Annotated in this window: 6 protein-coding genes; 1 reads left to right on the forward strand and 5 read right to left on the reverse strand. The window is 62.6% G+C overall.

Going from position 1 to position 12,234, the window contains the following annotated elements:
- The first annotated feature begins 248 nt into the window (after window positions 1–248).
- Window positions 249–5,861 (forward strand): putative Ig domain-containing protein, encoded by a 5,613-nt coding sequence (locus J3P92_RS13730; RefSeq protein WP_434647559.1) that lies wholly within the window; start codon window positions 249–251, stop codon window positions 5,859–5,861.
- Window positions 5,862–6,052: 191 nt separating this feature from the next.
- Here the strand turns inward: J3P92_RS13730 and J3P92_RS13735 are convergent, their stop codons facing one another.
- The 5 genes from J3P92_RS13735 to J3P92_RS13755 form a co-directional block, all read right to left on the reverse strand.
- Complete coding sequence (locus tag J3P92_RS13735) at window positions 6,053–7,402, reverse strand: TolC family outer membrane protein (RefSeq protein WP_420763813.1); 1,350 nt, start codon at window positions 7,400–7,402, stop codon at window positions 6,053–6,055.
- A gap of 2 nt (window positions 7,403–7,404) precedes the next feature.
- Complete coding sequence (locus J3P92_RS13740; RefSeq protein WP_434647562.1) at window positions 7,405–8,775, reverse strand: HlyD family type I secretion periplasmic adaptor subunit; 1,371 nt, start codon at window positions 8,773–8,775, stop codon at window positions 7,405–7,407.
- Complete coding sequence (locus J3P92_RS13745; protein WP_420763811.1) at window positions 8,768–10,489, reverse strand: type I secretion system permease/ATPase; 1,722 nt, start codon at window positions 10,487–10,489, stop codon at window positions 8,768–8,770. Before J3P92_RS13745 ends, J3P92_RS13740 begins: the two co-directional genes overlap by 8 nt.
- 331 nt (window positions 10,490–10,820) lie before the next feature.
- Window positions 10,821–11,468, reverse strand: coding sequence for a response regulator transcription factor (locus J3P92_RS13750; protein WP_434559002.1), 648 nt, complete (start codon window positions 11,466–11,468; stop codon window positions 10,821–10,823).
- An 87-nt stretch (window positions 11,469–11,555) separates the two neighbouring features.
- Window positions 11,556–12,155 carry a lecithin retinol acyltransferase family protein gene (locus tag J3P92_RS13755; RefSeq protein WP_434559004.1) on the reverse strand — a complete coding sequence of 200 codons (600 nt, stop codon included), beginning with the start codon at window positions 12,153–12,155 and terminating at the stop codon, window positions 11,556–11,558.
- Window positions 12,156–12,234 lie beyond the last annotated feature (79 nt).

Genomic DNA, 12,234 nt, shown 5'->3' on the forward strand with positions numbered 1-12,234 from the left:
GTCGGATCAGTTGCATCAAAGGTAACGGGTACACCGCTATCGCGATCGAACTCCCATAGCTCTGATACGGCGCTCAAAATCGTCAATTAAATGTTACACATCAAACCAACCCACAACCGTTTATCAGTTTTTTGACACTCCGCCGATATGCGGACGCAACTTTTTCACTTACTCCGGTCATAACTCCGTGGTCGCTGATGGAATATTGGCAGATACCGAGGTTCTTAACCTGATACGGAGATAAGTCCATGATTTTCAACGTACAAAATTTTGGCGCCAAAGGAGATGGCGTCACTGACGACACGGCGGCCATTCAAAGTGCAATTGATGCGGCAGCTGCCGCGGGCGGGGGCCAGGTGTACATGCCGACGGGCACTTACATCGTGTCAGGGGGCGAGGAACCCTCCGACGGCTGCCTGATGCTCAAGAGCAACGTTTACCTGTACGGCGACGGCATGGGCGACACCACGGTGAAATTGGTCGATGGCTCCGATGCCAAGATCACCGGCATCATCCGCTCAGCCTATGGCGAAGAAACCCATGATTTCGGGGTCAGCAACCTCACCATCGACGGCAACCGCGACGCCACCACCGGCAAGGTGGACGGCTGGTTCAACGGGTATATCCCCGGCGAAGAAGGCTACGACTCCAACGTCACCCTCGACAGCGTCGAGATCAAGGATTGCTCCGGGTATGGCTTCGACCCCCACGAGCAAACCGTCAACATGGTTATCAAGAACAGCGTGTCCCACGGCAACGGCCTGGACGGATTCGTCGCCGACTTCCTCAGCGACAGCACCTTCGAAAACAACGTTGCCTACGACAACGACCGCCACGGTTTCAACGTTGTCACCAGTACCCACGATTTCACCATGACCAATAACGTCGCTTACAACAACGGCGGCAACGGCATCGTGGTGCAGCGCGGCAGTGAAGACATCCCCTCCCCCAGCAACATCACCATCACCGGTGGCGAGATGTACGGCAACGGCGCTGAAGGCGTGCTGATCAAGCTGTCCAGCGACGTAACCGTGACCGGGGTCGACATCCATGACAACAACGGCGCCGGTGTCCGCATCTATGGCAGCAACCATGTCGAGGTACTGGACAACACGCTGAACAACAACGCGCTAGGCAGCGCGGTGCCGGAAGTGATCATCCAGTCCTACGACGATACGCTCGGGGTGTCCGGCAAGTACTTCAACGGCAGCGACAACCTGATCCAGGGCAACATCATCAGCGGCAGCAACCTGTCCACCTACGGTGTCGCCGAGCGCAACGAAGACGGCACCGATCGCAACGCCATCATCGCCAACACCATCAGCCACACCAGCAAGGGCGCCACGCTGGTCTATGGCGATGGCAGCTACGTCAGCGCCACGGTGCCGATGACCACCGTACAGGGTACGGCCGGCAACGACACACTCACCGGCACCAGCGCCAGCGAGATCTTCTTTGGGGCGGCGGGCAACGACACCATCAACGGCGCGGCCGGAAGCGACATTCTGGTGGGCGGCGCGGGCGTCGACAAACTCACCGGCGGCACGGGCGCCGATACGTTCCGTTTCACCAGCCAGTCCGACAGCTACCGCAACGCAACGGCGAGCTTCGACGACACCATCACCGACTTCGACGTGACCCAGGACAAGATCGACCTCGCCGATCTCGGCTTCACCGGCCTGGGCAATGGCCGTGGCGGCACCCTGCAGGTCAGCTACAACGCCAGCAGCAACCGCACCTACATCAAGGACTACGACGCCGATGCCAGCGGCAATCGCTTCGAGCTGATTCTCTCAGGCAACCTGGCGAGTACCTTGACGGCAGATAACTTCATCTTCAACCGGGTGATCACCGGCACCACCGGCAGCGACTCGTTGCAGGGCAGCGATGCGGCGGACACCCTGCTCGGCCTGGCGGGCAACGACAGCCTCAGTGGTGGCGCGGGCGCCGACAAGCTCGACGGCGGCGCAGGCATGGACACCCTCACCGGCGGCGCCGGGGCAGACACCTTTGTGTTTGCCAACCGACTCGACAGCTACCGCAACTACAACACCGGCGGCGCGAATCTGGGTGACCTGATCACCGACTTCGACATCGCCGCCGACAAGATCGACCTTTCCGCCATGGGCTTCACCGGCCTTGGCGACGGCAAGAACAACACCGTCTACCTGGTGCTCAACAGCGCCGGCACCAAGACCTACATCAAGTCCTTGGAGGCAGACGCTAACGGCAATCGGTTCGAGGTAGCGCTGGACGGCAATTACCTCAATAAGCTGACCAATGCCAATTTCGTCTTCGCCACGTCCTCGCCCACCAACCAGGCGCCGGTGGTAGCCACGCCATTGCTGGATCAGAACGCAACCGAAAAGACACCTTTCAATTATGTGGTCCCGGCCACCAGCTTCAACGATCCGGACAATGACAGCCTCAGCTACACCGCCAAGCTGGCCGACGGCAGCGCCCTGCCCAGCTGGCTGACGTTCGATGCCGCCACGCGCACCTTCAGCGGCACGCCTCCCGACACGGCGTCGGGCACTTACTCGATCCAGGTCACCGCAACCGATGGCAGCAACGCCACCGTCAGCGACAGCTTTACCCTGGCCGTGCAAGACGTGCCCTCGTCCGTGGTGATCAACGGCACGCCGAACAACGACACCTTGACCGGCACCGTCGCCAACGAGCAGATTTTCGGCGGTGCGGGCAACGACACCCTCAATGGCGCCGCCGGCAACGATGTCCTGGTGGGCGGCACCGGCGTGGACAAACTGACCGGTGGTACGGGCGCCGACGTATTCCGCTATACGTCCAAGCTCGACAGCTACCGCACCAGTTCCACCAGCGCCAGTGACCAGATCCTCGATTTCGACGTGGCCGCCGACAAGATCGACGTCGCGGCTCTCGGTTATACGGGCCTGGGCAACGGGCTCAATGGCACGCTGCAAGTCACTTACAGTGCATCGACCAACCGCACCTACCTCAAGGACCTCACGGTCGATGCCAACGGCAACCGCTTCGAAATCTCGATGGCCGGCAACCTGGTCAGCAGCCTGACCGCCAATCATTTTGTCTTTGCCGACCAGAACACTCCGACGAACGTCGCGCCGGTGGTGGTCATCCCCCTTCTGGACCAGAACGCCAGCGAAAGCACGCCGTTCAAATACACCGTGGCCAGCAACAGCTTCAGCGACGCCAACCAGGATGTGCTGACCTACACCGCGACCCTCGCCAACGGCAACGCCCTGCCTTCGTGGCTGACGTTCAACGCCGCCAACCTGACGTTCAGCGGCACGCCCACCACCACCGCCGCTGGTAACTACGACGTGCTGGTCAAGGCCACCGACCCCTCGGGCGCCTCGGTCAGCGACAACTTCGCCCTGGTGGTCGCCGATGCGCCGGCCAACACCATCACCGGTACCGCCAACGCCGAAAGCCTCAACGGCACGGCAGGCGCCGACCTGATCCTCGGCCTCGGCGGCAACGACACCATAAAGGCCGGCACCGGCGCGGACATCATCGACGGCGGCGCCGGACGCGACTCGTTGTATGGCGGCGACGGCGCCGACACGTTCCGCTACAACAACCTGGCCGACAGCTACCGGGATTACGACACCGGCGGCGTGACCGCCACGGACACGATCTACGACTTCACCGTTGGCGTGGACAAGATCGACGTCTCCGGGCTGGGCTTCCTTGGCCTGGGCGACGGCAACAACGGCACGCTCTACATGACCCTGAACGCGGCGGGCGACAAGACCTACGTCAAATCCAGCCAGGCCGACGCCGATGGCAATCGCTTCGAAATCGCCCTGAACGGCAACTACCTCAACACCCTCACCGCCGACGATTTCGTCTTTGGCGAACGCGCCCAGCAAGACATCCTCTACCTGCCGACTCTTGGCCAATCCAACGCGCGCCTGCTGCGCATGAGCGAAGACGACGATCAATCCGGCACCTCGATGCTGGTCAACGATCTGAGCAAGTACACCACCTACGACGTACGCAGCCAGTTCGACGATGCCGATGGCAACGGCATCGACATCGCCGTCGGCGGCAGCACGGTCAACGGCTTGTCGACGCTGGGCGCCGAGGAGCTGAAGTTGTGCTGGTGGCTGACCGATACCAATCAACCGGGGCCGGCGCTGTTGCGCGCCGTGACGTTGCTGCGTGACCAGCTCACCGAACTGAAGTCCATCGATAACGTGACCATGGGCATCATCTGGGGCCAAGGCGAAGAAGCCGCCCAGGAAATCGCCCGCTCCACGGACAAGGCGGCAGCAGCGGCAGCCTACAAAGCGGCGACATTGAAGGTATTCGATTACCTGCACAGCCAATTCGGCAACTTCAACGTGTACATCATGGAGACCGGGCACTACGAGCAGGACGCCGCGCGCGCCCGTGGTTACCCGGAGGATAAGATCGCCGACATCGTCGAGGGTGTGGGCTACGTTCGCGCCGTCCAGGAAGCCATCGCCGCCGAGCGTGCCGATGTGAAACTGGCGGTGGACCCCAACGACCTGCCCTTGCGTTATGAAGTGGACCCGCTGGTCTATCCCGACGACGTCTGGCACCTGCACGAGGAATCAGCGGAAATCGTCGGCCAGCGCCTGGCCGACTACATCGCCGATGACCTCGGTTTCCAGGGCAACCCCAACGACAACAACAGCGTGCAGGACATTTTCGACGGCGCGCAGAATGAGGGCGGGATGATTTCCGGCACCGACCAGGACGATACGCTGGTGGGCAGCTCGGGCAACGATACTCTGAACGGCGACCTGGGCGCCGACACGTTGACCGGTGGCGATGGCAACGATATCTACGTCGTCGACAACGCGTTCGACAGCGTCGTGGAAACCAACACCTCGACCGCGCAGATCGATACGGTACAGGCTTCGGTCAGTTGGACACTGGGCGCCAATCTGGAAAACCTGGTGCTGACCGGCGTTTCGGACATCGACGGCACCGGTAACGATCGGCGGAATTTCATCACCGGTAACGTCGCCAACAACGTGCTCAATGGCGCTGCGGGAGCCGACAGCATGAGCGGTGGCGACGGCGACGATACCTACTACGTCGACAATGCCAGCGATACCGTCATCGAGAAAAGCAGCAATCCGGTGACCGGCGGTATCGACAGCGTCCACAGTAGCCTCGCCGCCTACACCTTGGGCACCAACGTGGAGAACCTCTACGTCGACAGCCCCGGCGTCGCTAACGGGACGGGTAACGCGCTGGCCAACACCTTGTTCGCCGGTGCCGGCGACAACATCCTCGACGGGCGTGATGGTAACGACACCGTGTCCTACGACCGAGCCCTGGCCGGGGTCACCGTGAACCTCTCGACCTCTGCCCAGCAAAACACCGTGGGCTCCGGGCTGGACACCTTGAAGTTCATCGAAAACCTGACCGGTAGCGCCTACGCCGACACATTGTCGGGCAACAGCGCTGGAAACATCCTCGACGGCGGTGCCGGCAACGACACCCTGGTGGGCGGCTCGGGCGATGATCGGCTGATCGGCGGTGCGGGCACCGATAACCTCACCGGCGGCACCGGCGCGGACACCTATGCGTTTGGCGCGTTGTCGGACATGGGCGTCGGGGCGGCACGGGACGTGATCAACGGCTTCAAGAGCACGGAGATGGACAAGCTGGACTTCACCGGCCTGGACGCCAACCCGCTGACCGCCAACCTCGATGCGTTCACCTTCATTGGCAGTAACGCCTTTGACACCACCAACGCCACCGGCCAATTGCGCTTTGTCGACGGCATCCTCTACGGCAGCGTCGACTCCGACGCCACCGCCGAGTTCGAACTCTCCCTGGTGGGCGTCAAGGAGCTGCATGCCAGCGACTTCACTGCCTGATTGAGCTTATAGGGGCTGCTTGCAGCCCTTGTACTCACCTGCTTTGTGGCGAGGGAGCTTGCTCCCGCTGGGCCGCGTAGCGGCCCCAAAGCAATTACTGCGGTGTGTCAGGCAAATTCCGTCTTGCCTTCTTTAGGACCGCTTCGCGGCCCAGCGGGAGCAAGCTCCCTCGCCACCACAGCGCCACGACTTCAGAACAGACTTTGCACCTGCTCCAGCACCGCACGGTTCATCTGGCCGGTGTGGGTGTGCAGGCTTACGTAGCTTTGGAGCATGTCGAGCTTGGTGTCGAGCAGGTCCCGGCGCGCCTGGAACAGCCGTTGCTGGGCGTCGAGGATGTCGACCGTCGAGCGCACGCCGCCCTGGAAGCCTTTTTCCGTCGACGTCAGCGCGCGCTGATTGGACTCCACCGCCCGTAGCATGGCCCTGCTCTTGGCGAACCCCGCCACCACGCCCAGGTAATCGGTCTCGATGGACTCGGCCAGCTCCTGACGCTGCACGTCATAGTCGGACTGGGCTCCGGCCAGTTGTGCCTCGGCCTTGGCCACCGAAGCGCGCACCGCGCCGCCGCGATACAAGGGGATGTCCAGCTGCACACCGACGTAATAGGTGTCCTGGCGCGGGTCGAGCTCTTGGTACTGGCGGGTTTCCCGGCGCGTCAACTGCGTGGTCAACGACAACGTCGGGTAATGCCCGGCGCGCTGGCTGTCGGCCTGGGCCTCGGCGACTTTCACCGCCGCCAGCCGCGCGGCCAGTTCGGGGCTGGCCTCGCGGGCGATTGCCGTCCAGTACGGCAAATCCTGCTCCGGCGGGATGGGGCTGCCGGCAGGCAATTCTTCGCGCATCGGCTGGATGTCCTCGATGGGCACGCTTGCCCGTCCCGACAGTGCCCGCAGCGCGGCCACGCGACGGGCCTGGGCTTCGGTTTCCTGGGCCTCCACCAGATCGAGCCGGGCCTGGGCCTCGTCGATGTCGGTGATTGCCCCCTGGCCGCCTTCATAGAGCTTTTTGCTTTGGATGACCAAGCCACGAATGGCGGTCTTCTGCTGGGCGATCAACTTCAATTCATTCTCGGCCCGGGCCACATCGAAATAGCCCTTGGCGACCCGGTCGAACAAGGCTTGGCCGGCCACGTCGAATTGTTGGCTACCGAGCACGCCGCGGGCTTTGCCTTCCTGATAAGCCGCCCAGCGCCCCTTGTCATACAGCGGCTGTTGCGCCGCCAGCGTCACGCTGTTCGCCTGGTAGTCGTTGCTGTTCACATAACTGCTGTCGTCGCCGCCATCGGTACGCCCGCCATACCCATACCGCGAGGACAGCGAGACCTGCGGATAAAGCCCGCCACGCCCAATCGCTTCTTCCTGCCGGGACGCGTCGTAGGCGTGGGTCGCGGTCTGCAAGGTCGGGTCATTGAGCCGCGAGGCATCGTAGGCGGCAGTCAGGCTCAGCCCGCCCTCCGCCGCCCAGGCGGGGCCGATCACCGCCCAACTGGTGTACAGGCTCAACAGCACACGGACGCCGTAACGGCAACGGTCGGTCATGCTCATTCCTCTTTGAAGGCAGCCAGCAAGCGTTCGCGCAATGGTTTCATCAGGTAGTTCATCAAGGTGCGCTCACCGGTCACGACGGTGACGTCGGCGAGCATGCCGGGACGCACCAGCAAACCGGCGCCTTGCAGCGCGACGACTGTCTCGGCGGGAATTTCTACCTTGGCGGAGAAGTACGGCTGGTGGGTCTGCTGGTCGATCAGTTGGTCCGCCGACACGGTGGTGACCGTGCCGGTCACAGTCGGCGTATCCACCCGCTGCAGGGCGGTGAAATGCACATGCACCGGCAATCCGGGGGTGAGCTTGTTGGCCATCAACGGATCGAACCGCGCGGTGATCGCCATCGGCGCGTCCAACGGCACCACCTGCATCAGCGTCTGCCCGCCCTGGGCGACGCCGCCCACGGTGTGGATCGACATGTCCATGACCTGGCCCGCCACCGGCGCGCGGATGGCACCGTTATCGACTTCGAACTGCAAGGCGCGGATCTGATCGGCATAGGCCGCGGCTTCGGCCGAAACCTCGCTGAGTTGGGTTTCGGCATCGCGGCGAAACTCCTGCTGCGCCTGCAAGGCCTTGAGGCGACTTTCGTTGATCGCCTGGCGCGTGCGCCCGACGTCGCCGATGCCCGAAGCGATCTGTCCGGCCAGTTGCGCCGCGTTTCGCTCAGCCTCGAAAAGTTTGTTGCGCGGCACGTAGCCTTCCCGGGCCAACTCGCGCAAGCCCTCGAGTTCCTGTTGCTGGAAGCGCATTTGCGCATCGTAGTTGCGCTTGACCCCTTCGTAGCCCTGCAGTTGTTGCTGCAAGGCGCCGATTTCATGCTCGATGATCTTCAGGCGGCTGCCCAGTTCGGCACGCCGGGTCATGAACAGCTGACTCTGCAGGGCCATGGCCGCCTTGACACGTGGCTCATCGGCGCGCTCCAGCAATTGTTGCGGCCATTGGATTTCATCGGCGCCCAGGCGCTCGGCCATCAACCGCGCCTCGATGCTGCGGTCGTTGAGCAGCTTGCCCAGGGTCACGTCCAACTGCGATTGCGCCTGCACCGTGTTGAGCTGCACCAGCAACTGCCCCTGGCTGACACGATCGCCATCACTGACCAACAGTTTTTCCACCACGCCCCCCACCAGTGACTGCACCGCTTTGCGCTCCCCCGCCACTACCACGGTGCCGCTGCCCACCACGCCCTGGTCGAGTGGCGCCAGGCAGGCCCAAAGCAGAAAGCCGCCAAGGGTCAGGGCCAGGAAAACCACGCCGTAGCGCGCCGCGCCGCCCGCATCGGTGCTCGCGGTGGGCAATGTGTCGCTGCTGAGCACGCTCAGGCCATGCTCGCCGTGGGCCGGTGTGGCCGATTTCAAATCACGCATCCTTGCCTGCCTCCCGCACAGCGGCCGGCCGCGGCCCCGGCATCAGCGCCTTGAGCACTCGGTCCCGAGGGCCGAACGCTTGTTGAGTGCCGTCCTTCAACACGAGGATGTGATCGACCACCGCCAGCACGTTGGGCCGATGGGTGATCAACACCACGGTGCTGCCGGCGGCCTTGAGCACGCCGATGGCCTGCACCAGCGCCAATTCCCCGGCTTCATCGAGGTTGGAGTTAGGCTCGTCGAGCACGATCACGGACGGGCTGCCATACAGCGCGCGCGCCAGGCCCAGGCGTTGCTTCTGGCCGCCAGACAGGCCAAGCCCGCCAGGGCCCAACGGTGTGTCGTAGCCCTTGGGAAACCTTAGAATCATTTCGTGAATGCCCGCTTGACGGCTGGCGGCGATGATTTTGTCGGCGTCCTGCTCGCCGAAACGGGCGATGTTGTCGGCAACGCTGCCATCGAACAGTTCGATGTCCTGGGGCAGATAGCCCAGGTATGGCCCCAGCGCGTCATGGGACCACTGGCTGATCTCGGCATCGTCCAGGCGCACCGATCCGCCCATGGCCGGCCACACGCCAACCAACGCGCGAGCCAGAGTCGATTTGCCGCTGGCACTGGGACCAACCACCGCAAGCACTTCGCCCTTGCCGAGGCTGAAATTGATGCCCCGCAGAATCGGCTGTGATGCCCCGGGCGGTCCGACGTACAACTGCTCCAGGCGCAGCGCGCCGGTGGGCGGTGGCAGCGGCATGCGCAAGCGATCGCGTGGATGTTGCGCGAGCAGTTGGCTCAGGCGCTGGTAACTCTGGCGGCCGCTGTTGAATTGCTTCCACGAGCCGATGGCGATTTCCACCGGAGCCAGGGCACGTCCCAGCAGCAGCGACATGGCGATCATCATCCCCGCCGAGAGCTGCCCCTCCAGCACCAGCAGCGCGCCCAATCCCAAAGCGAGGGACTGACCGGAAATCCGCACGAATCGCGTCGCCGAGGTGATGCGCGCCCCGCGGTCGCTGGCGTGGGCCTGCGCGGCGATGATCCGTTGTTGCAGCAGGCTCCAGCGCTGGCGCAGCGGCCCGAGCATGCCCAGGGCCTGGATGACCTCGGCGTTGTGCAATGTGCTGTTGACGTAGACCGAGGACTGCACGCCCAGTCGATTGGCCTCTCCCAGGCGCGAACGGGTCGCCAACTCGCCCCACAGCGCCAGGCCTATCAGCAATACGGCGAGCACCAGCGTCAATACGCCGAACCAAGGGTGAAAGATGAACGCCACCAGCAGGAAGATCGGCAGCCACGGCGCATCGAGCAAGGCGATCAGGCCCTGGCCGGTAATCAGCTGTCGCAAGGTGGCAAGATCGGTAAGCACCTGTGCCGGGTTGGCGTTGTGCTCGCGCAGGCTGCGGGCAAACGCCGCATCGAAAATCCGCTCGCCCAAGGCGTCGTCCAGCCCGGCGCTCATGCGGATCATCACCTCGCCGCGCACCCACTCGATCAACGCACTGAACATGAACAACCCAAGGGCGATCAAGGTGAGCATGACCAGGGTGGTTTCGTTGCGACTGGTCAGGACCCGGTCGTAGACCTGCATCATGTAGAGCGACGGCACCAGCACCAGCAGATTGATCACGCCGCTGAACAAGGCCAGGGACCAGAATACACGGCGATAACTTAACAAAGCGGCATCAATGTCATGCCGTGGATCGAGAAAAAAACCCATAGAGTGTCAACCCGCAAAAGGAAATAACGGTCCCCGCGAAATCCATGCGAGTCTTTGCCCCGAAGGCGTCAAAAAAAGGGCGTCATGTAGCTGACATTGTCGCTATATGAGCCGAACGTCGGCCCTACGGCGGCCAAGTACTGACAACGTAGTCGCAAGTTAGTGCCAGAGGGGAAGCGGGATTTTTGCGAGGGAAAGAGCAAAACGGCGGCGGTTCGGGATTGGGCTTTGCTGTGGCAGCGAGCTTGCTCGCGTTGTTGGCGGGTCAGTCGCATCGATTTGACCGCCTTACGGCCATCGCGAGCAAGCTCGCTCCCACAGGTTTGGCGCGTTAGGCAGGTTCTGCGCCGAGGGTTTCAGCCATCCGCACCAGGTCGGCGAACGACTTGGCGTGCATTTTCTTCATGGCATGGGCGCGATGGATTTTCACGGTAATCTCGCTCAGGTTCATCTGCCCGGCGATCTGTTTGTTCATCAGTCCCTTGGCGGCCAGGGCCATGACCTCCTTCTCGCGCGCCGTCAACGTCTGGTAACGCGTATGCAAGCCGCAAAGCTGCTGCTCGATTTCCCGCCGTTTGACGTCCGCCTCAAGCGCAGCTGACACGGCGTCCAGCAAATCCTGTTCGCGAAACGGTTTAGCCAAAAAGTCCATGGCGCCGGCCTTCATCGCCTTGACGGACATTTCAATGTCGCCGTGACCGGTAATGAAGATGATGGGAATCCTGATATTCGACGCCGCCAACTGGCGCTGGAAATCCAGCCCGCTACTGCCCTGCAACCGGACATCGAGTACCAGGCAACTGGCGCAATCGGGTTTGGGCCGCTGGAGAAACTCGGCGGTGGACGCGAATGTCTCGACGCGCATGCCGACAGAGCGCAGGAGATTGCTCAATGCACAACGTATGGACGCATCGTCGTCCAGCACGAACACAACAGGACCTTCGCTGCCCGGCTCATTGTTTTTGATATTGCCGTTCATGCACGATTCTCTCGCAGGGTGGATTGAAAAAGCCTAGCACAGCGCCTTCGACGCCGAAGTGGGCCTGACGAGGCGCAATCGGTAGCGTCACGCAACGAAAAGAGCCTTCAGTGCGGTAATCGTTGCCAGGAACTCGCGCGGCCGGTGCCAATACGCGCCGACCTGGGCACTGTAGCCCTTCCCGGTAAGGCACCAGGTGCAGAAATGTTCGCAGTTGTTGGCCAGGAGACTGTAGCGGTTTTCGCCCAACCTGGAGCGGGCCCGACGGGCCACTTCGTTGGCCGGATAGCGGGCGGGTTGTTGGATGATCCACACCGGCCTGCCACTGGCGAAATGCTCCAGATCGGTCACTTCGATGGGCCCCGCTTCCAGCGCGCCACTGAACCCCGAATAATGGGCAACGCTTCCGGCGCCCAGGTAAATCCCGTGATGGATATAGAAACGGCGCGGACTGATCAGATGCGCCCCGATGGGCACCTCGCCCAAGGCGCTGATATCGACCAACCTCAGCGAATCGATCGCCAGCCCTCCGGGCCTTTTGGTGCCGTGGCGGGGTTCCAGAGTCACGCCTGCCGGCACCGGCACAACCAAACGGTAGGAGACGTTGGCCGCTACCAACGCCAGGCAGATAAGCACTATTGAACGAAGTGACGAAAATTCATCCGCCGCGATGCCTGTCAGTTTCATTGCCAGATCCTCCGCAACCCATGGCAATCACTGTATCGCTCGGGTTGGCGGGGATCATTTGTACGTGGGATTGGTTCAC

Origin of the sequence: Pseudomonas sp. D3-27 (genome assembly GCF_051132165.1) — a bacterium.
In the GTDB taxonomy this organism is placed as follows: domain Bacteria; phylum Pseudomonadota; class Gammaproteobacteria; order Pseudomonadales; family Pseudomonadaceae; genus Aquipseudomonas.

Bases quoted from the DNA above. Each gene is read 5' to 3' on its own strand.
- J3P92_RS13730 (WP_434647559.1), top strand. From the start codon at position 249: ATGATTTTCAACGTACAAAATTTTGGCGCCAAAGGAGATGGCGTCACT.
- J3P92_RS13735 (WP_420763813.1), bottom strand. From the start codon at position 7,402: ATGACCGACCGTTGCCGTTACGGCGTCCGTGTGCTGTTGAGCCTGTAC.
- J3P92_RS13740 (WP_434647562.1), bottom strand. From the start codon at position 8,775: ATGCGTGATTTGAAATCGGCCACACCGGCCCACGGCGAGCATGGCCTG.
- J3P92_RS13745 (WP_420763811.1), bottom strand. From the start codon at position 10,489: ATGGGTTTTTTTCTCGATCCACGGCATGACATTGATGCCGCTTTGTTA.
- J3P92_RS13750 (WP_434559002.1), bottom strand. From the start codon at position 11,468: ATGAACGGCAATATCAAAAACAATGAGCCGGGCAGCGAAGGTCCTGTT.
- J3P92_RS13755 (WP_434559004.1), bottom strand. From the start codon at position 12,155: ATGAAACTGACAGGCATCGCGGCGGATGAATTTTCGTCACTTCGTTCA.